The organism is Myxococcus xanthus (assembly GCF_006402735.1).
In the GTDB taxonomy this organism is placed as follows: domain Bacteria; phylum Myxococcota; class Myxococcia; order Myxococcales; family Myxococcaceae; genus Myxococcus; species Myxococcus xanthus_A.
Map to the genome: position 1 here is coordinate 1245702 of NZ_CP017174.1, position 19925 is coordinate 1265626.

Genomic DNA, 19925 nt, shown 5'->3' on the forward strand with positions numbered 1-19925 from the left:
ATTCCCGGAGGGGCCGATGCGCGCGAAGTGGTTCGCGGTGGTGACGTTGATGTGCTTCCAGGTGGGCTGCGCGGCCCGGCAGGGAAGCACCTACAGTGACTTGTTCATCCCGGATGGCGAGGCCATCTACGAGCGGCCCCTGGAAGAAGTCTGGCCCGAGGTGCGGCAGTTCTTCACGGAGAACAAGCTGCCCTTCAAGGAGGACAAGGGGAGCCTGGTGCTGGAGACGGACTGGCGCCAGGAGTTCGGCGGTTCGAAGATTTCGAGCTTCTGGCACCGGTACATGGTGCTGGGAAAGCGCGAGACGCCGACGAAGGGCAAGCTGTGGATCATCCGCATCACCAAGAGCTCCAGCACCGCGTTGAGTCCTCCGGGCCGTGAGGTGGATTGGGGATCCAGCCGTGTCGTGGGAGGACGGCTGGGTCACGGGGACCGCGTCGTAGACGTCAACGCGGGCTCAGGTGCTGTCTCCTCCGACCCTATCCTCAGTGTCGAGGACTGGGAGGACCGCCTCGCTGCGCCCCAGGGAGAGAACTCCTTCTTTGCGGGCTCGGGGCAGGGGTCGCGGGACCTGGTCATGGAGTGGCGGGTGTTCCGCGCCATCTCTCCCAAGCTGATGAAGGAAGAGAACGCGCCCAAGCCGGTGCAGGTGGCGCAGGCGCCCAACGCCACGGGCGATGCGGACGCAATGGCCTTTGAATGTGGCCTGCCCATCTTGGGGTTGGGCAAGCAGGTAAAGCCGGGTGGGGCGCTGCTGCTGGGGGAGATGCACGGTACACAGGAGGTGCCGCGTTTCGTGGCGCAGGCGTCGTGCCAGGCGGCGGTGGCCGGTATGCCGGTGACGGTGGGGCTGGAGCTGCCGCTGGAGAGCCAGGCGCGCGTGGAGGCGTTCCTGGAGAGCGCGGGGGCGGAGGCTGACTGGCTGAAGCTGATGGAGGCGCCGTTCTGGCGCAGCCCGTACCCGGACGGCCGCAGCAGCGAGGCGGTGGCGAACATGCTGGAGCAACTGCGCCAGCTGCGCTCGCGCGGGCTGGACGTGGATGTGTTCGTCTTCGACCACCCGACGATGCAGGGGCAGGCGAGGGAGAATGCGATGGCGGCGACGGTTCGGCACCAGGTGGAGTCGGGCCCGGGGCGCTTCCACATCGTCCTGTCCGGCAACATCCACACGCGCACGAAGAAGGGGCTGCCGTGGGACAAATCCTTCAAGCCGATGGGACTGTTGCTGAAGGACGAACTCGACAGCGTGGTGGCGCTGGACATGGCCTACGCCAGTGGCTCGGCGTGGATTTGCGCGGTGGACCGCAAGGGCGCGAAGGACCGGCTGGATTGCGGCGTGCGTGACGCGAAGGGGCGGGACAACGGAGACCGCTTCTTCGTGCACACGTGGGGCGGAACGAACGATGACGGCTACCACGGTGTCTTCTACGTGGGTGCGGTGAACGCGGCGGCGCCCGCGGTGCACAAGGGCCTGGGACGGCCTGGGGCGGGGGATAACTCGCTGTCTCCGCTGGAGGAGGCCGAGCCCCAGGTGGCGTCCGTTCGCTGAGTCGACATGGGGGAGGGAAGGGCCTTCCGGGGGCTGGCGTGCCGTGGCATGACCCGTCCCCGGAGGTCTTACCCATGAGTGACACGCTGCCCGCGCTGCGGGCCAACCTGACGGAGTTGGTGGCGATGGACACCACGTCCTTCCGTCCCAACGCTCCGCTCATCGACTATGCGCAGGCGCGCCTGGAGGCCGCGGGCTTCAGCGCGGAGCGCCAGAAGTTCCTGGACGACGCGGGCGTGGAGAAGGTGAACCTCGTCGCGGTGAAGGGCGGTTCCGGCTCCGGCCGCGCCGCGCTGGCCCTGGTGGGGCACTCCGACTGCGTGCCGTATGACGCGGCCTGGACGGACGCGCTGCGGCTGACGGAGAAGGACGGGCGGCTCTACGCGCGCGGCGCGTGTGACACCAAGGGCTTCATCGCCTGCGCGCTGCACGCGGCGCTGAACGCCGAGCAGTTGAAGGCCCCGCTGATGGTGGTCCTCACCGCGGACGAGGAAGTCGGTCTGACGGGCGCGAAGAAGCTGGTGGAGGCGGGACTGGGCCGCGCGCGGCACGCGATTGTCGGCGAGCCCACGCGCCTCATTCCGGTGCGCGCCAACAAGGGCTACTGCCTGGCGGAGGTGGAGGTGCGGGGGAAGGAAGGGCACAGCGCGTACCCGGACTCGGGCGCGTCGGCCATCTTCCGCGCGGGCCGCTTCCTCCAGCGCCTGGAGCACCTGGCGCTGACGGTGCTGCGCGAGGACCTCGACGAGGGCTTCCAGCCGCCCTTCACCACCGTGAACGTGGGCGTCATCCAGGGCGGCAAGGCGAAGAACGTCATCCCCGGCGCCTGCCGCTTCGTCGTGGAGTGGCGGCCCATTCCCGGGCAGCCGCCGGAGCGTGTGTCGCAGTTGCTGGAGACCATCCGCCAGGAGTTGGTGCGGGATGAGCCCGCCTTCGAGGCGCAGATTCGCGTGGTGCGCACGGACCGGGGTGTGAATACGCGGGCGGACGCGGAGGTGGTGCGCTTCCTCGCGGAGGCCAGCGGCAACGCGCCGGAGACGGTGTCCTTCGGGACGGAGGCGCCGCAGATGACGGAGCTGGGCGCGGAGGCGGTGGTGTTCGGCCCCGGCGACATCCGCGTGGCGCACCAGACGGGCGAATACGTGCCCGTGGAAGACCTGGTGCGCTGCGAGGCCGTCCTGGCTCGCGCCGTGGCCCACTTCTGCGGCGGGCGCTGAGCCTGAGTGACTGCGCTTGGGCGGAAGCACACGCCTCAGCGCACGGCCTCGGCGGCGGAACGGCCGCCGAGGTCCGCGCCTACGCCTGCGGCAGTGCGCAGTGGCTCAAATCCCTCAGCACCTTCTTGGCCTCGGCGATGAGGTCATGGCCACTGGCGCCCTGTGGCGCGCGGGCGATGAGCTTCATGTCTGGCGTGAGGCGGTAGACGCCCTTGGAGCGCTGCACGAGCCCCGCCACCTTGGGGCCATCCAGCAGCGCGTCCGCGCCCAGCGTCACCACCAGCCGGGTGGTGCCCACCTCCAGCCCGCGCAGGCGCAGGTCGCGCATGTCGATTTTCAGCAGCGTCAGCTCGGACAGGTGGTCCACCTCGTCCGGGGCTTCGCCGTACCGGTCCACCAGCTCGGCGCGCAAGTCAGTGACTTCGTCCGGGTGGCTGGCCTGGCTGAAGCGCTTGTAGAAGACGAGCCGCTGGTGGACGTCGCTCACGTAGTCGTCCGGGATGAGCGCCGGCATGGGCAGCGTGACGTCCGGCTCGATCTGCACCTTGGGCGGCTGGCCCTGCATCTCCGCGACGGCTTCCTCCAGGAGCTGCGCGTACATGTCGAAGCCAATCTCGGCGATGGCGCCCGATTGCTTGTCGCCCAGCAGGTTGCCCGCGCCGCGAATCTCCAGGTCATGACTGGCGATGGAGAAGCCCGCGCCCAGCTCGGTGAAGTTCTGGAGCACCTCCAGGCGCCGCTGCGCGTCCTTCGTCACCGCGCGCCGCGACGGCACCAGCAGGTACGCATACGCGCGCTCCTTGGACCGGCCCACGCGGCCACGGAGTTGGTAGAGCTGCGCCAGGCCGAACTGGTCCGCCCGGTTCACAATCATCGTGTTGGCGCTGGAGATGTCGATGCCACTCTCGATGATGCTGGTGCACAGCAGCACCTGGTACTTCTTCTCCGTGAAGGCGAGCATCACCTTCTCCAGCTGCCCTTCGCCCATCTGCCCGTGCGCCACGCCGATGCTGACCTGGGGAACCAGCGCGCGCAGCTGCGTCTCGATGGAGGGCAGCGACTCCACGCGGTTGTGGACGAAGAACACCTGTCCGCCGCGCGCCACCTCGCGCTCAATCGCCTCCTTCACCACCGTATCCTCGTACTTCATCACGAAGGTGCGGATGGCCCGGCGGTCCTGCGGCGGCGTGGCGATGATGCTCATGTCGCGCACGCCCGACATGCTCATGTGCAGCGTGCGGGGAATGGGCGTGGCCGTCAGCGTGAGCACGTCAATCTGGGAGCGCCACTTCTTCAGCGACTCCTTCTGCTTCACGCCGAAGCGCTGCTCCTCGTCGACAATCATCAGGCCCAGTTCCTTGAAGGCCACCTCGCCGCCCAGCAGCTTGTGCGTGCCGATGAGGATGTCGACCTTGCCCTCCTTGGCGCGCTTGAGGATTTCCCGCACCTCCGGTGCCTTCTTCATCCCGGAGATGACCTCCACCGTGACGGGGTAGTCCGCGAAGCGCCTCTTGAAGGAGAGGAAGTGCTGCTGCGCCAGCACGGTGGTGGGCACCAGCACCGCCACCTGCTTGCGGTCCAGCGCGGCCTTGAAGGCGGCCCGCATGGCCACCTCCGTCTTGCCGTAGCCGACGTCGCCGCAGACGAGCCGGTCCATGGGCTCCGGCTTCTGCATGTCCGCCAGCACGTCCTCAATCGCCTTGGCCTGGTCCGGCGTCTCCTCGAACTCGAAGTCCGCTTCGAACTGGGCGAAGTACCGGTCCGGCGCGCTGAAGGCATGGCCGGGGTGCGCCTTGCGCGCGGCGGCAATCTGGAGGAGCTCCGCCGCCATCTTGAGCAGCTGCTCCTTGACGCGCTTCTTCGTCTTCTCCCAGCTCGTGGTGCCCAGCTTGTCCAGCTGCACCTGCGTGGGGTCGCCGCCGGAGAACTTCTGGATGAGCCGCATGCGGCCCACCGGCAGGTAGATTTTGTCCCGGCCCGCGTACTCCAGGACGAGGAAGTCCCCGGGCACGCCGTTGACCTCCATCTTCGTCAGGCCCGCATAGCGGCCGATACCGAAGTCGGTATGGACGATGAGGTCGCCTTCCTTCAGGTCCCCGAAGCCGGAGCCGAACGCGTCCAGCTTCTTGCTGCGCTTGGGACGCCGGCGCGCGCGCACGCCGAAAATCTCCTCGTCCGCCAGCACCGCGAGCCCGCCCGGCCCATCCACGAAGCCGTGGCTCACCTCGCCCGTGAAGAGGTGCACGCGGATGGACGGCTCGTACAGCGTCACCGCGTCCTCCAGCGGCTCCGTGTGGACCTTCACCACCACGTTGCGGTCCATCAGCAGCCGCTTCAGCCGGTCTGCCTGGCTCAGCGTGCCGCACGCCACCACGCAGGCCACGCGCAGCTCGCGCCAGCGCTCCAGCCGCTCCACCAGCGGGGACAGCGCGCCCTCTTCACCGTGGTGCGCCAGGATGGCCTCACGCAGGTCCTGGGTGCCGCCGAAGCTGAAGTGCACCGGTAGGCGCTCTGTCTGCGCCAGCGACAGGCCACCGCCTTCCAGCACGCGGAAGGACTGCATCCGCTGGTTCACGTCCTCACGGGAGAGGAAGTGCTCCAGCGGCGGACAGATGAGCTCCTGCCGTGCCTCGGCCGCGGTGTGCGAACGCTCCAGTTCCTCCCACAGCGTGTCCGCCGCGCGGTCCTGGCCCAGCGGGTCGTCCAGGTAGATGACGGGCGCCTCGGGGCTCCAGACGCGCAGGAAGTCGAACACCGTGGACAGCCCGCCCTCGAAGAAGCCGGGCAGCAGGCCCTCCATTCCGAAGCCGGGCAGGCCCTCGCGCAGGGCGTCCAGCTGCTCGCGCAGCTTGATGGTGGGCAGGTTGATGCGGTCAGCCACCGCGCGGGCGGCGGACTCGGCGCGCGGGCGCGTCTCGTCGGTGAGCAGGACCTCTCGCGCGGGGACCAGGTCCACTTCCTTCAGCGCGTCCACCGTGCGCTGGGATTGCGGGTCGAAGGCGCGAATGGACTCGATGGTGTCGCCGAAGAACTCCAGGCGGACGGGCTTGTCGTAGAGGGGGCTGAAGACATCCAGCAGGTCGCCGCGCACACTGAACGTGCCCACGTCCTCCACCAAGGGGCTGTTCTGGTAGCCCATGTGCACCAGCCGGCGCGCCAGCGAGTCGCGGTCGAAGTCCTGACCCACGGCCACCCGCGCGGCCAGCGCGCGCATCACCGACAGCGGCAGCACCTTGCGGTGCAGGGCGCGCACGGACAGCACCAGCGCGGGGAAGCGCGTTCCCTGGCCCAGGTGGAAGAGGGCGCCCAGCCGCTCCGTGACGGCGGCCGCGTCGGGAGACACCTCGTCGTAGGGCAGTACCTCGTCCGCGGGCAGCCGCAGCACGCGCGGCGCCAGCAGGCTGCCTTGGCCGCCCAGGAAGAAGGACAGGTCGGCGGCGAGCGCGTCGGCGGCTTCCTCGTCCACCGCCACGCAGACCAGCGGCGCTTTCAGCGCGCCATGCAGGCGGGCGAGCACATGCCCGCGCGCGGCCCCCTTGAGCCCCTGTGTCCGGACGCGCTGCCCCGCCCGAAGTCCGTCAACCACCTGGGCGAAGGGGTCACCCGCCGCGCCGCCGTCCTGCGTCTGTGTAAAGGGAGTGTCCATGAGTGGACCCTGAGGGCCCCGGGGTAATTAGGAGTCTCACCCTGTCAGGTCAACGACGGAGCGCTTCGGCTGTCGAGCGAAACAGGAGAAATCGGAAGCTCTGGTTAGCTCGGGCACTGTTCAGCCACCCCGGGGACCGGTTGGCCCCACCCCCTGCTGCGGGGTTAGGGTGGCTCACAACGGCAGCATCGGGGGCCACGCCGACATGTCATCTGGCCGTGGAATCAACAGGTGCCTGGGCACCGAAGGGGACGAACCTCTTTCCGAGGCGGTGGTCGTCTTGCGGAGCGTGCGCTCCGCGGTCGGCGGCATCGTCGACTTCGAGTGTGTCTCCGCCAACGTGCAGGCGGAGCGCTGGCTCGGCGGAGAAGAGGGCAGCCTGGTGCACAACCGGCTGCTGGAGGAAGCGCCGTGGGCGTGGGACGGCGGCCTCTTCAGTGCGTGTGTCCGCGTGGTGACACGCCGCGCGCCAGAAATCGCGCGGGTGTCCCGGCAGTCGCCCATGGGCACCGTGTGGCTCCAGGCGCGCGTATCACCGTGTGACGACGGCGTGGTGCTCTTCCTGGAGGACCTCACCGAGCGCATGGCCGCGGAAGAAGCCCTGCGGCGCGACCATGACCTGCTGCACGCCGTCATCGAGAGCGCCACCGACGCCATCTACGTGAAGGACGTGTCGGGCCGGTACATCCTCATCAATCCCGCCACCGCGAGCGCCTTCCACCGGGCCCCGCGCGAAATCCTCGGCCGCACGGACGTGGAGTTGCTGGGCGCCGACCGGGCCGCGCCGACGCTGGCGCACGACCGCGAGGTGATGAGCTCCGGGCACACGGCCACGTACGAAGGGGCGGAAGGCGGCCCGGGGACGGACCGCATCTGGCACACGACGAAGGGCGTGCTTCGCCGCGGAGACGGCACCGTGTACGGCCTGTTCGCCATCTGCCGGGACGTCACCGCGCGGCGCCGCCAGGAGCTGGAGCGCGAGGAGGAGGCGCGCTTCCAGGAGCGCTTCATCGGTGTGCTGGGCCACGACCTGGGCAATCCACTGGCCGCGGTGCGGCTGTCCTCCGCGGCCCTCCTGGCCCGGGACACGCTGCCCCCAGAGGTCCGGCGCGTGGTGGCCCGCATCGACGGGAGTGCTGAGCGGATGGCGCGGCTGGTGAAACAGCTGCTCGACTTCACGCGCGCCCGCATGGCTGGCGGCATTCCGCTGCGTCCCCATGAGGTGTCCATGGAGGACGTGTGCCGGCGCATCATCTCCGAGCTGGAGCCCGCGCATCCGGAGTGCTGCGTCCGGCTGGAGGTGGACGGCGAGTCACGCGGCATCTGGGACGAGGAGCGCCTGGGACAGGTGCTGTCGAACCTGCTGGGCAACGCGCTTCAACACAGCCCGGAGGGGAGCTCGGTGCGGGTGCGGCTGGCGGCGAAGGGCTCGCTCTTCCAGCGCGTGGAGGTCCACAACGGTGGGCCGCCCATCCCCGAGTCGCTGCGCCCGCGGCTCTTCTCGCCGTTCCACGGGGTGCCCCCCGAGCCGGGGCAGCCGAAGCCGAAGCACCAGGGTCTGGGGTTGGGGCTCTACATCGTGTCGCAAATCGTGACGGCGCACGGAGGCTGGCTGGACGTGGCGTCGTCGGCGGACACGGGGACCTGCTTCTCGGTGACGCTGCCTCGCGTCACCCGGCCGCTGGGTGGGCCTCCAGGCAAGACTGCCTGAGGCCCGGCCCGTGGCCTGCTGCTAGCGCTGGCCGAACTTCACGGCGGCCTGCAGGCGGATGACGTCCGTCAGCGCGCCCGGGTCCACCAGCTCCATCGCGGCCTGCTGGGACAGGCCGGCGTAGCGGCGCTTGCGGTACTCCTCCTCGTCCTCCTCACCGCCCTTGCCACCCTTGTCGCCCTTGTCGTCACCGCCGCCCTTGCCGTCATCCGGGCGGAGAGACAGCGACTGCGCCGGAGAAACCCCCTTCTCGATGTGCACCGACGAGAGCGCGTCGGCGCGCAGGGAGGTGAACAGGCTGGCCATGGAGAGGCAGAAGACGACGGCAACGGTGAGGTTCTTCATGGGGGGGCTCCGTTTCTCTTGAGGGGATGACGCGCGGCTTCGAACGGAAATTCAAGGGGCCGTCGGCGCCTTCATGGTGCGGATGTATCCCACCAGTGCGTCAATCTGCGCTGGGGTAAGCTTGTCCTTGAAGGGCTTCATCTTGCTGTTCCGTGGATCGCCGTCGGCAATCACCTTGCGGATGTCAGCGTCCGTCCGGGACTGCTGCCAGTCGGGCCGGCTCATGTCGCCGATGGACTCCTTCTGGCCCATCTTCGTCTGCGCCTTGCCGTCACCGCCGTGACACACGGTGCACTTCGCCTGCCACACGTCGGCCACGGCGTCCGCGTGGGCGCCGGTGGCTCCACCCAGGCTCAGGACCAGGACCAACCGCTTCATCATTGTCGGGGGCTCCTTGCGGACTGCATGCCGGGCCCTGGGCCCGGGCCCCCGAGCATACGCCGAAGCGGCCCGTTCGCACGCGCGACGGCGGCGGTGCGGACGCCGCCTACTGGCAGCCTGGCGTGGAGGCGTGCTTGTCACAATCCATGGGGCGTACTGCCGCCGTCAGGCCATCCGCCTGGAATACCAGCTCCGGTTTCCAGTCCGGCGATTCGAGCGTCCCCCCGTTGCGCAGGAGGACGAGCCGCTCCGTCGTGGGCAGCAGGGCGTTCGGTTCGCACACCCTTCCGCCGGGCGCCGGCGGGGCCACGACGGGCGCGCTGGCGCCGGGGTTGCCCAGCCAGCACAGGCCCACCAGCAGGTCCACGTCGAGCTTCGGCGGGATGATCAGCTCCGGCCCCAGCTCCGCGCATTCGCAGCCGCCCACGCCGCAGGCGTTCTCCTGGCACGCGGGCATGGGACACACCGTGCCCCAGGCATCACTGCATGCCAGTGCCTCCCAGCGCATGCGCGTCACCTGGACGCCCTGCTCATCCGTGACGCGCGTGCCCAGCCGCACGGGCTGGTGGGTCGCGCGTGCTTTCTGACGGGCCTCCTGCATCATCAGCACCAGCTCGCGCTGCGCGGCGCCAAGGCGCTGGCGCTCCGTCATGCCCTGGAAGCTGGACACGGAGAGGGTGGTGAAGATGCCAACCAGGGCCACCACGACCATCACCTCCAGCAGCGTCATGCCTCGGTTGCGTGGCAGCATGTCAGCCCCCCGTTCCCACGAACGCGAAGTTGCGAGGCGCCAGGCGGATGACGCTGTGCCGGCGCTTGTAGCCATCCCGCAGGTTGCCGTCGTCGTCTCGCGCTCCGGGCGCTTCGTTCCCCGTCAGCTCGGCGCGCTGCGAGCGCGCGGTGATGGACAGCTCCACCACGCGCATGTGGCGCATCAGCTCGTCACCCGCGCTGCCCGGGCCGCGGTCCGGCGGAACGGGTACGCCCGGGTCCCAGGCCCAGGAGATGTGCGGGGCGCAGGTGGCCTGGGTGCAGGTGGCCAGCGAGGGGCGCCCGGTCTCCGCGTCCGGGAAGAAGCGCACGGGGGCGCCGGGGAGCGCGTCGGGTGCAATCACGCCCAGCCGGACCTGCAACTGCTCGATGTCCTGGGACACCGCGGTGTAGCCCGCGGGCCCCGTGGGCCCATCCACGTCCATCTCCAGCACGGGCGTGCCGCCGGGCCAGTTCACCCGGTAGCTGCGGCTGGTGAGCGGGAGCAGGTACATGCCCCCTTCGCGCGGTTCCCGTGTGCCAAGCCAGGGCGACTCGGGAAGCGTCACGGCATCGGGATGGCAGTTGCCGTCGGCGGGTGCGGGTCGGCCTGGGATGGCGGGCGTCCATTCCACGCCTTCCGCCACGAGGTTCGTCACCTGTCCCACGCAGGCCCAGCCCCGCTCGTCGTCCGTACCCGGAAAAACGACGGCGATGACCGCATTGTCCAGGAAGGCGGGCGGCAGGCCTCCGACGCACAGTGTGTCCTCGAACCAGGCCGCGGTCGCCGGCAAGGGGCACTGGTCCAGCAGCACCATGCGCGCCGGGTCCGTCTCCCAGACCTCCAGGGCATCCGACAGCAGCGCGGCATCGGCGGGTGGGACGAAGCTGGCGTCGTCCGGGAAGGTCGCCTGGGGCCGAGCCCACACCGCGTAGAACAGGTCGGCTTCGCCGGCGGGAATCCGGCCGCCGGTGAGGGAGACGCTGCCAATGCCCGCGCCCGCCCGCTGCACGCCGAACGCCATCAAGTCACGCGCGGCCCGGCCCTTGTTCTGCGTCTCCATGATGCGCTCTTCCAGCAGGCCCCGGCGCTGGAGGTGGACGCTCACGCCAATGGCGGTGGCGAGCACCAGCATGGACATCGATGCGGCCACCATCAGCTCGATGAGCGTGAAGCCGCGCGGCGTCGTCGAACGAAGTCGCTTCATGGCGCCATCCGGGTCTGCAAGGCCACCGCGCGGCGGGGAGCGCCGGGCTCCTCCGCCCAGCTCACGGTGACGCGGACGTTGACGACCTGGTGCAGGGCCAGGTTGCTGGCGTGGGGAAGCGGGATGGCGCGGCTCAGCGCGGGCTCGCCTGTCTCGGCGCCCTCGAAGGGTGGGTCCACGTCCAGCGTCAGCGTGTAGGCCATTTGCGGCGTCGCGCCCGGAAGGGGCGGCGTCTCCGTCATGCGGCTATTGGCGGACCACCACACGTCGCGCCGCGTGTCGTCGAGCTGCTTGATGTTGATGCAGGGGTCATTCAGCGGCTCGCCCACGCAGCGGAGGTTGACCACGCGCTCCAGCTCCTGTTCGGCGATGAGGTTCGCCTGGCTCAGGTTGTTGTTGCGGCGGTTGTGTCGGGACGCGGTGCCCAGCGTGAGCATGATGCCCAGGATGCCGAGCATGAGCACCGCGGCGGTGGCGATGGTCTCCAGGATGCTGAGGCCGCGCGGATGGGTGTGGAACCTGCGCCGGTTCATGGCACCACCTCCTGGACGCGTGAGCCGGACTGCACGTCCCAGATGAGGACCCGGGAGCTGCTTCGCGGCGTCTCTGCGGTGGGGTTGTTGTACGTCCCGCTCCCCAGCGCGCGCACCTGCCCGTTCTTCACGATGAGCAGGTGATTGTCATAGAGCACGGGCGCGTGCGTGCCGTGGCCGTCGATGGGGGTGTCGTTGCCCGCGAGCGCATTGCCCGCGGTGCTGTAGGCGTAGACCCTGCCGCTGGTGGTGCTGTCCAGGTCGCACGCGCTGGCGGCGCGGCCCACGGCGCTGGTCGTGAAGACGCCATCCTGGGTGGTGGAGACGCCGCCCCAGACGACCTGGCCCTCGCCCAGTTCGCGTGTCCACTCGAGGTGCGCGGGGCAGTTGGCGCCAGGCCGCGTTGCGGGCACCGGGTCGCGGTCCTCGAAGGCCATCAGGTGATAGCGGGGCCGCGGGTCGGCGGTGTCGTCCGGCTCGTTGGCGATATCCGGGTTGTTGGCGGTGCCGAAGTACAGCCGCACGCGGCGGGAGCCGCTTTCAGGCACGACCGATGCGGAGATGGTGGAGAAGATGCGCTGACTGGTGGGGTTGCGGATGCCGGGCACGGCCTGCGCGTCCGCGACGACACAGGAGGCCAGCACCTTGCCCAGCGGCGTGTTCGCCCCGGTGTTCGAGTAGGTGGGGTTGATGCGGTAGATCTTCCCCGAGGTGGATGGGACATAGATGACGTCGACGTTGCCGTCGCCATTCACGTCCAGCGGGATGGGCTCTCCGCCGATGCCTTCATTCGCGTCCGCGGTGGTGCCCAGCGTGACGACGCCCGCCAGCCGCGCCTTCACGCTGTTGCCCGTCACCTGCGCGGGCAGGCCCGTCTTGAGGTCCATCAGGTAGATGGTGCCCACCGTGCCGGACTCAGGCGAGTAGTCCGTGCCGAACAGGGACACCCACTTCTTGCCGCCCGCCTGGCCGAAGTCCATGCGCACCAGCGAGGGTGCATGGCGCGAGCCGCGTGTGTCGGGCTTGGGCGTGGCGCCGGTGAAGTGCGCCGGCAGCGGGTTGCAGCCGTTTCCGTTGCCCGTGCACGGAACGCCCGCTGACGTGAAGCGGTCCCGCTTCATGTCGAACTCCCACAAGGGCGTGGGGTAGCTCGAGTCCGTGGGATTGGTGACGTCGAGCGCGAAGAAGATGCTCTGCTTGGGGCCGGTGGCGCTGGCCAGCACCGTCTTCGCGCCCTCGTTCCGGGCGGGGCGGGGGCGCCAGGCCTCGTCGGTCTCCCGAGGGTCGTGGCCAGTGTCCGGGCGGTAGTCGTTGCTCCGCAGGTCCACGTCCGCCACGGAAGGCGTGGCGTCCATCGTGGCGCGCTCGGTGGAGTACGCGTCGTTGGCGCGGCGGTAGTTCTCCACGTAGTAGGGCAGCATCTTGAAGGGCAGGTAGGCGAACAGCTCGCTGCCCGCGCCGTAGTCCTGGCCACTGGCGCAGCTGCCGGCTCGGCCGAAGTAGCCCTGATACTCCACGCGGCCTGGCGTGCAGGGGTCATCCCCCGTGTGGAAGTAGCCCGTGCCCAGCGCGTGCAGGTAGCCCTGCGTGGTTCCCACGTACGTCACCGTGGGGCGGCCCGTGTTGGCCGTGCTGAAGTTCTCCGTGAACTTCCGGCGCTCCGTGTCCAGGTTGCGGCCTTCGAGCAGCCACGCGGGCACGTTGGGCGGCCCGATGACGGCCGCCGTGGACAGGTTGACGCCGCCCAGCGGCCAGGTCCGCATCCGGTTGCGGACCAGGGAGGACTGGCGGTCCTCCCAGCCGTAGAGCCAGTCGCGCAGCGCCACGCGGTCATCCGCGGTGCAGCCGTTGCGGCCGTCCAGGTCATACAGGTACACGCTGCCGTTGCGGCGGGTGCAGTAGGTGTCTGGGAAGACGGGGCTGGTGGTGTTGGCGCGCGCCATCAGGTCCTTCACTTCGATGGCTTGTTGGTTCGCCGGATTGAGCGTGACGAGCCTGCGCGTGTCGAGCGGCTCGCCGGGACGGGTCTCCAGCGTGCGCATCAGGTCGCGCATCCACTTGCCGGAGTCCCAGACCTCCTGGGTGGGCTCATAGGGCGCCAGCGTGGCGGGCTCATAGAGCTTCTTCAGGTAGATGTGGCCCCGGTCGATGGTGTCCGGGCGGTTGTCGTAGGTGCGGATGGAGACCTGGTCCACGCCTCCGTCGGCGACCCAGGCGCGCCCGGGCGTTTCATAGACGCCGTGGATGACGGCGTTGGCCATGGGGATGAGCGACGCGCGGCCGTATTCGCCGCTGCGCTGCGCTTTGTAGGAGACGTTGATGTTGTGGATGGTGGGCTGGCAGGACTCACCCGGGCTCTCCATCACCGCGCGCCAGCACAGCTGTGTTCCTACGCGGCCCTGCTCCAGGAAGTCCTGCAGGACGGCCGTCTCATTGCGCACGCCGCCGTCGCTGTCCGGGATGGGGACCCGGAGCCAGTTCGGATTGTCGTTGAGGACGTATGTGGGACTGGAGGTGTTGCAGGGCTCCTGGCAGACCTTGCAGTCCAGCGCCACCTCATAGCTGATGTCCGGTCTGCGCTGGCCCGTCCCGCCGTCCGGCAGTTTGACGGAGAGCGAGCAGGGCGCGATGCCGCCGCCGTCCGCCGCGTAGTAGGGCTGGTCCTCCACGGTGAACGTCACCTCGGTGATGGTGAAGTCCAGGGAGATGTCCGGCGAGATGTCCGACACCACGTCGGAGCGGTAGGAGCCGTTGTTCTGCTTGTTGATGAGGATGACGATGTCGCTGTACGTGCGGTCACCGCCCGCGTTCTGGTCTTCCCAGCCCAGAATCCAGACCAGGGGGTTGTCACGCGGCGCGCCCACGATGGTGTGCGCCGCGCGGCGGTTCACGGAGGGGACGTCCTGCGTCTGGTCGTTCGGGAAGACGACGCCACCGTAGGCCGGGTCGTTCTCCAGCCGGGGGTACACCATGGGATTCAGCCAGTTGGTGCGGAGGTTCTTCTGTCTCACCACGAGCGGGTCACTGCCTTGGTGCAGGTCCATGTTGAGCGGCGTCTTGGTGAAGAAGACGTTGATGTCGCCGTGCATCCACAGGTCGCACTGCACCTCGCGCCCATCCGTCGTCGGACGGGTGATGAAGCACGAGTCCGTGGCCGGGCCGTACACCTGCTCCACATAGGTCACGAGGAAGAAGACGATTTCACGCCGGCCCGCGAGCCGTCCCATGGGGACGACCTGGTCCTCGGCCTTGGTGATGGCGGCGGTCGTGCTCTTGCCGGTGATGAGGCGGCCCGCGCTGTCGAACGCGCTGGCCTTGTAGTCAGGGATGCCGTCCGCCTCATCGGATTTGTCCCAGGCCGTGCCGGTGCGCATGAACTGCCCGTTGCCGTCGAGCGTCCAGCCCTGACGTGGCGCGAAGCACTCCGCCGATTCCGATTCGTGGCACGACGTCTCGTCGTCGTCCGTGGAGAGGAAGACGAGGTTGCCGATACCCCTGTTGCCATTGAGGGCATGCCGGGGCTCCAGCAGGTTCGGGATGTGTGGGAACAGGCCCTGGTCGCTGAAGTACGTATCGATGATGCCGGAGGTGACAGCGCTCTGCCTCAGGTTGTCGCGCCCGTGGTAGGGGTCATACGCGAACAAGGCGTTGGTGAAGTCGCGCACCGGGCGGCCCACCACGCCGCCAGTCGAGGGCCGGGCAGGGTAGTCAGAGCGCCCCTGCCACCTTCGAGGCCCCGTATTGGCGGCGTAGTTGCTGCCGGAGTTGCACGGGCCCATCAACAGGTCGGGCTCGCGCAGCGTCACCGTCCCCGCGTCGCCCCAGCGCCGGTGGGTGAACGTCCGGTTGGGACAGCGGGGCGCCACGCCGATGTAGCGCGAGGGGTTGATGTTGTAGAGGTCCTCGTGGAAGTCGGGCACGCCGTTGTTGTTCTTGTCCAGCAGCCGGTCGTCATCGGAATTCTCTCGCGTGCCGTTGTCGTCGATGTATTCGGCGTCGATGAGCTCGTCGTAATAGAACCAGCCCAGCGTGCTGGAGGCGCCGCTGCCCGCGCGGTCATCGACGATGAGCGCGGTGAGCTCCTGCTCGAAGGGCAGGATGATTTTCTCCGGGTCCAGGACGTTGAGGTTGGTGTTGAGCCGCAGCTTGGGCGGGTTGTCATCCGTGACGATGATGGCGCTGGGGATGCCCGCGTCCCTGCTGAAGTCGGGTTGCTTGTCCTGGTCCGTGGTGTCGATGCACAGCGCGAGGCTGCTGGCGCCGCCATCCGTGCCGCCACTGCCCGTGTCGCCGCCGGGACTTTGGGCGAGCACGGCTCCCGCGGCGGCCACGGCCACCGCGGCCATCCAGGTTCGAGTCCAGCGCATGATGTCCCCCTGGCGGCCGGTGCTTCAGGGCCGCCCGATTCAGGTGCAACGGATTGCGGTTGAAGGCTTGGAAATCAGAATGTGGGAAGGCCGCTGCTGGAGGTGCCGGTGCCCCGGCAGCCCATCTTCGTGCCGTAGCTGCACGCGAGCCCTCCCTGGGTGCTGCTGTGCTCCAGGAGTGAGCGGACGATGGTGCGGTAGGGGAGGCCCGGGCCCGGGGGTTGGACCTCGCCCACCGACACCAGCCAGATGCGGCCGTTGGCGTCGGCGTTGCGGTCGGCGTCGTCGTCGTCCTCCACGACGAAGACGCGGAAGGAGACGCTGCGAGCCTCCGGGTAGGCGCGGATGGGCTCGCCCTCCACGTCGTTGATTTCGACGGAGGCGCCCGTCACGGTGTCGTCGATGGCCGTGCCACGCGCCAGCGTGTACGGCGTCTGGGGAATGAGCTCTCGCCAGGGCACGCCGCCCGCGGCGACGTCGGGCAGGCCCTGCTCGGCCACGACCTGCAGGCGCTGCAGGACGTCCTGGCTGTAGCTGCCAATGCCTCCCGCGACGGGGTTGTTCATCATCGCCAGGACGACGGCGCGCCCTTCGGCCATGCCCGCCTCGGCGGCGAAGAGGGCTTCACGCGAGCGGCGCTCATGGGATTGGAGCGTGCTCTCCGTGGTCACCGCGCGGAGGGTCACGAGCACGCCCGCGGTGACGAGCGCGATGAGGCCCAGCGCCAGCAGCAGGGTGAACCCTCTCCGCGCGCCAGAGGCGTGTGCGGGCTTGCGGGTCGGATGACAGCGCACCGGGGACTCCTTGCCCTGAAGGGCAGCAGGGAAGCGCAGGTGTCTGTCTCAGCAATCCTCAGGCCCGCTCTCGCGGTACATCCATGTCAATGCATCCAGCCGCTTGGCCAGGGGCCTGGGTAAAGCCTGACACGGATTCATGCGACACGGATTGCGGACCTCGCAAAACTTGCGAGTCAGCGACAAAGTGGGACGCATCGTGAGGCTCGTCCCTGAGGGCGGGACGTGTGGTTGCCCTGTGACAGTCACAGGGAGCGTCGTGTTTCAGCCGCGCCCGCGAGGCCAGAACGTCACGTCGCGTTCCGGGGCGTTCAACCAGACGGACTTGAGGAAACGCACGGCGTTGCGGTCCGCGGTGTCATGCCGGCTGGTGAAGACATGCGCCGTGCCCAGCAGCAGCAGCACCGCCAGGGACGCTCCCAGCGCGGGCGCCGCGGGCCACGTCTGGCCGGGCTTCCGCGCCAGGCTGACGAAGACCCAGGCGGCGGTGCCCAGCAGCAGCCCCGCCAGCACCCCACCCGCCAGTCCCGCCGGCAGCCCCAGGAAGGTCAGCACGCCGGGCGGGAAGTAGCCCTCACGCAGCAGCGGCAGCGCCAGGGCGCCCACGGCGTTGGAGACATCATCGGGGATGTAGTTGATGAAGGTGGCCACGCCGGTGGCGACGATGGACACCGCGCACAGGAGCGCGGCCACACCCAGGGCCCACGCGCCCTGGCCGGTGGCGCGCAGGCGCTCCAGGAAGAGGCCGGCGGGCAGCAGGAGGAAGGGCACTAGGCCGGTGAGGTGACGCGGCCCCGTCGTCCAGCCCCACGAGTCGTAGGAGAACGACGAGGTGAAGTACGTGTAGCCCAGGAGCAGGGCCAGGCTCAGCCACGCCAGCGCACGGGCTTCCGGCGACTGGCTCCGGCGGCGCCACACGAGCACCAGCCCCGGCAGCGCCAGCAGGAGGAAGGGCGCCAGGGTGAACAGGCCCCGCAGCGGGGAGAAGAAGGACAGGGCGAAGGCGCGCGGGTCCGGCGTGCGGATGCCCAGGAAGCCGCCCAGGTGCCAGGGCTGGTAGCCCGCGTCGTTGAGGTACTTGTAGCCGCTCGTCAGCGGGTGGCCGAACGTCACCTGGTGGTAGGCCATCAGCGCCACCAGGAAGGGCAGGGCGCCCAGCGTGGCCAGCCCCGCGGCCCGGCCCAGGCGCGCCCAGCGAACACGCGCGGGCGCGTCCTGGAAGGCGAAGGTGAGCACCGCGTACAGCACCAGGCCGAGCACGCCCAGCGCACCGGTGTACTCGGCGGCCACGGTGGCGCCCGCGAAGGCGCCCGCCAGGACGTAGCCCCGCTCGCGCCATTCGCCACGCGCGCAGCGCCACAGCGCGTAGAAGCTGGCGAAGAGCAGCACCGCCGTCGTCTGGTGGCTCATGAAGAGCAGCGAGTAGCTGAAGGCCAGCGAGCCCAGCCCATACGTCACCGTGAGCGCATCCGCGACGAGCGGCTCCAGGGACGCGCGCAGGTAGCGGCGAACGAGCCACAGCAGTCCCAGCGTGGGCAGCACGGTGAGCAGCAGGCGCGAGAAGAAGACCAGGGGCACTTCGGGCACGGCATGCCGGTGGCCGCCGCCCACCGCGCGCAGCACGGCGTAGAGGGGCACGGCCGCGAACGACAGCAGCGGCGCCTTGCTGGGGTAGTACTTCCCGTCCTTCACGGACAGGTCACCGACCTTGCCGTAGTCGTGCAGCGCCTGGTTGATGTGCAGGGTGCCGTACTCCACCAGCGCGCGCGTCTGCCACAGCCGGCACAGCTCGTTGGGCGAGCGCAGGCCCGGGTGGTACGGGAACAGCAACACGTACAGCGCCGCCAGGGCGGCCCATACGGCGCGCGGCGCGCCTCGGGATGGCAGGGCCTGGCGCTCGGGAGTGGGGGCCGTGGTGGGCTCCGGGAGCGCGTCGGCGGGCAAGGGCGTGGAGTTCATGGCGGCGGGGCCCTGCTCTCGGGCGAGGCCGCCTCGGAAGGCGGCTGCGATTCAATGGACGACCGGGGTGTCACGCGTGGCGGCGGTGCCTCACGCGTCGCCCCCGGTGGCGCGGGCCACGGCGAAGAGGCTCATGCCCACCGGCAGCTTCACGTGCGACTCCGCCCGCGCAATCAGGGGCGCCAGCGTGTCGTAGAGCTTGAGCTGGAGCTTGGGCACCGAACGGCGGCGCAGCAGGCGACTGTTGACGAACCACCCCGGCAGGCCGGCCAGGTTCATCCACTCCAGGGTCTCCACCTGGAAGCCATTCTCCTCCAGCACCGCGCGCAGCGTGGAAGGCGTGTAGCGGCGGTAGTGGCCCACGGCCTCGTCGATGGCGCCGAAGAGCTGCTGGAGCGCGGGCACCAGGATGACCACCCGGCCTCCGGGCGCCAGAATCTGCTTGAAGCGCCGGACGGCGGACGCGTCATCCGGGATGTGCTCCAGCACGTTGGAGAGGACGATGGTGTCCAACTGCTCCGTCTTGAGCGACTCCCAGTCCGCCAGGGCCACGTCGGACAGGTACGGCCGGATGTGCGGCTTGCCGCGGAAGAGGTTCTTCAGGCGGTCCACGTAGAAGCGGTCCACCTCCAGCGCGATGAGCAGCTCCAGGCCCGACTCCAGCTCGCGGGTAATCGTGCCGATGCCGGCGCCAATCTCCAGCACCCGGCGGCCCAGGTGCTCGCGGAAGCGGCGGCCCAGCCACTGGTTGTAGTGGACGGCGCCGTCCATGCGCTCCAGCGTGGTGTAGCCCTCGTGCTGGTTGTCCGCGTCGTCGCGCACCGTGGCGTAGCGGACCAGCGTCTTGAGCCGGGACAGGTGCGCCGCGGGCGTCCGGCGAGGCACCGCGCCAGGCGGCAGCGTCACCTCGGTGAGGCGGAACAACTGCGCGGCCAGCTTCACCACCAGCTCCGCGTCCACCGCGTCGTCGTCGCTGGTGAGCGTGACGGAGCGCAGCGCCTCGGTGCGGAAGGCGCGCAGACCGGTGAGCGGGTCCGTCAGCGGCACGTCGGTGACGAAGCGGGTGACGTGGCCCAGGGCCCGGTCCGCCAGCAGCTCCGGCGCCAGCCCCTGCGCCGTGCGCAGGCCGAAGACGGCGTCCGCGGTGTCCGCCTGGATGGGGCGCACCAGCGCGTCATAGACGTCCTGCGAATACGAGGTGTCCGGATCCTGCAGCACCGTCACCGCTCCCGACACCTTCTCCAGCGCGGCGCGGATGGCTGCGCCCTTGCCACCCGGCACCGTGAGGACGTGCACGTTGGGCGAGGGGGCGGCGTCGACGGAGCCCTCTCCAGCGAGGACGACCTCCGCGCCAGGAGGCAACGCGTGGGCGAAGCGGGAAGCTGCCGCCGCGGTGTCGGGCGAGAAGGGGAGGACGAAGGAAAGCGGTGGCGTCACGCCGGGCTGACTAGCACAGGCGGCTCGG

At 69.5% G+C, this 19925-nt stretch carries 13 protein-coding genes; 3 read left to right on the forward strand and 10 right to left on the reverse strand.

Translation table 11 applies throughout. The annotated features are described in order from the left end of the window. Nucleotides 1-16 precede the first annotated feature (16 nt). Both BHS09_RS05340 and argE read left to right on the forward strand, forming a co-directional pair. On the forward strand, nt 17-1549 hold the full coding sequence (locus BHS09_RS05340; protein ID WP_418763983.1) for a TraB/GumN family protein: 1533 nt from the start codon (nt 17-19) through the stop codon (nt 1547-1549). Between the two features lie 74 nt (nt 1550-1623). After that, nucleotides 1624-2766: an acetylornithine deacetylase gene (gene argE / locus BHS09_RS05345; RefSeq protein ID WP_140797360.1), complete on the forward strand. Its 1143-nt coding sequence runs from the start codon at nt 1624-1626 to the stop codon at nt 2764-2766. Nucleotides 2767-2845: 79 nt separating this feature from the next. Here the strand turns inward: argE and mfd are convergent, their stop codons facing one another. After that, nucleotides 2846-6412, reverse strand: a complete 3567-nt coding sequence (gene mfd / locus BHS09_RS05350) for a transcription-repair coupling factor (RefSeq protein WP_140797361.1) — start codon at nt 6410-6412, stop codon at nt 2846-2848. 271 nt (nt 6413-6683) lie between these two features. Here mfd and BHS09_RS05355 point away from each other — a divergent pair, with 271 nt between their 5' ends. Then, nucleotides 6684-8123, forward strand: coding sequence for a sensor histidine kinase (locus BHS09_RS05355; RefSeq protein WP_140797362.1), 1440 nt, complete (start codon nt 6684-6686; stop codon nt 8121-8123). A 21-nt stretch (nt 8124-8144) separates the two neighbouring features. Here the strand turns inward: BHS09_RS05355 and BHS09_RS05360 are convergent, their stop codons facing one another. From BHS09_RS05360 to BHS09_RS05400, 9 genes are all read right to left on the reverse strand, one after another. Then, nucleotides 8145-8468 (reverse strand): hypothetical protein, encoded by a 324-nt coding sequence (locus BHS09_RS05360; protein WP_140787849.1) that lies wholly within the window; start codon nt 8466-8468, stop codon nt 8145-8147. A 51-nt stretch (nt 8469-8519) separates the two neighbouring features. Continuing rightward, the gene (locus tag BHS09_RS05365; protein WP_140797363.1) at nt 8520-8849 is read right to left on the reverse strand and encodes a c-type cytochrome; all 330 of its coding nucleotides are present in this window, start codon (nt 8847-8849) and stop codon (nt 8520-8522) included. A gap of 106 nt (nt 8850-8955) precedes the next feature. Next, nucleotides 8956-9600 carry a pilus assembly FimT family protein gene (locus BHS09_RS05370; RefSeq protein WP_140797364.1) on the reverse strand — a complete coding sequence of 215 codons (645 nt, stop codon included), beginning with the start codon at nt 9598-9600 and terminating at the stop codon, nt 8956-8958. Nucleotide 9601: 1 nt separating this feature from the next. Beyond that, nucleotides 9602-10807 carry a PilW family protein gene (locus tag BHS09_RS05375; protein WP_140797365.1) on the reverse strand — a complete coding sequence of 402 codons (1206 nt, stop codon included), beginning with the start codon at nt 10805-10807 and terminating at the stop codon, nt 9602-9604. Next, the gene (locus BHS09_RS05380; RefSeq protein ID WP_140797366.1) at nt 10804-11340 is read right to left on the reverse strand and encodes a type IV pilus modification PilV family protein; all 537 of its coding nucleotides are present in this window, start codon (nt 11338-11340) and stop codon (nt 10804-10806) included. Before BHS09_RS05380 ends, BHS09_RS05375 begins: the two co-directional genes overlap by 4 nt. Further along, complete coding sequence (locus BHS09_RS05385; RefSeq protein WP_140797367.1) at nt 11337-15707, reverse strand: pilus assembly protein; 4371 nt, start codon at nt 15705-15707, stop codon at nt 11337-11339. Before BHS09_RS05385 ends, BHS09_RS05380 begins: the two co-directional genes overlap by 4 nt. Nucleotides 15708-15781: 74 nt before the next feature. After that, a complete protein-coding gene (locus tag BHS09_RS05390; RefSeq protein WP_140787858.1) occupies nt 15782-16501 on the reverse strand; it encodes a hypothetical protein in 720 nt (239 codons plus the stop codon). 264 nt (nt 16502-16765) lie between these two features. Beyond that, on the reverse strand, nt 16766-18460 hold the full coding sequence (locus BHS09_RS05395; protein WP_140797368.1) for a hypothetical protein: 1695 nt from the start codon (nt 18458-18460) through the stop codon (nt 16766-16768). Nucleotides 18461-18550: 90 nt separating this feature from the next. Further along, nucleotides 18551-19897, reverse strand: a complete 1347-nt coding sequence (locus BHS09_RS05400) for a bifunctional glycosyltransferase/class I SAM-dependent methyltransferase (RefSeq protein WP_140797369.1) — start codon at nt 19895-19897, stop codon at nt 18551-18553. Nucleotides 19898-19925 lie beyond the last annotated feature (28 nt).

Bases quoted from the DNA above. Each gene is read 5' to 3' on its own strand.
- BHS09_RS05380 (WP_140797366.1), bottom strand. From the start codon at position 11,340: ATGAACCGGCGCAGGTTCCACACCCATCCGCGCGGCCTCAGCATCCTG.
- BHS09_RS05385 (WP_140797367.1), bottom strand. From the start codon at position 15,707: ATGCGCTGGACTCGAACCTGGATGGCCGCGGTGGCCGTGGCCGCCGCG.
- BHS09_RS05360 (WP_140787849.1), bottom strand. From the start codon at position 8,468: ATGAAGAACCTCACCGTTGCCGTCGTCTTCTGCCTCTCCATGGCCAGC.
- BHS09_RS05375 (WP_140797365.1), bottom strand. From the start codon at position 10,807: ATGAAGCGACTTCGTTCGACGACGCCGCGCGGCTTCACGCTCATCGAG.
- BHS09_RS05370 (WP_140797364.1), bottom strand. From the start codon at position 9,600: ATGCTGCCACGCAACCGAGGCATGACGCTGCTGGAGGTGATGGTCGTG.
- BHS09_RS05365 (WP_140797363.1), bottom strand. From the start codon at position 8,849: ATGATGAAGCGGTTGGTCCTGGTCCTGAGCCTGGGTGGAGCCACCGGC.
- argE (WP_140797360.1), top strand. From the start codon at position 1,624: ATGAGTGACACGCTGCCCGCGCTGCGGGCCAACCTGACGGAGTTGGTG.
- BHS09_RS05395 (WP_140797368.1), bottom strand. From the start codon at position 18,460: ATGAACTCCACGCCCTTGCCCGCCGACGCGCTCCCGGAGCCCACCACG.
- BHS09_RS05340 (WP_418763983.1), top strand. From the start codon at position 17: ATGCGCGCGAAGTGGTTCGCGGTGGTGACGTTGATGTGCTTCCAGGTG.
- mfd (WP_140797361.1), bottom strand. From the start codon at position 6,412: ATGGACACTCCCTTTACACAGACGCAGGACGGCGGCGCGGCGGGTGAC.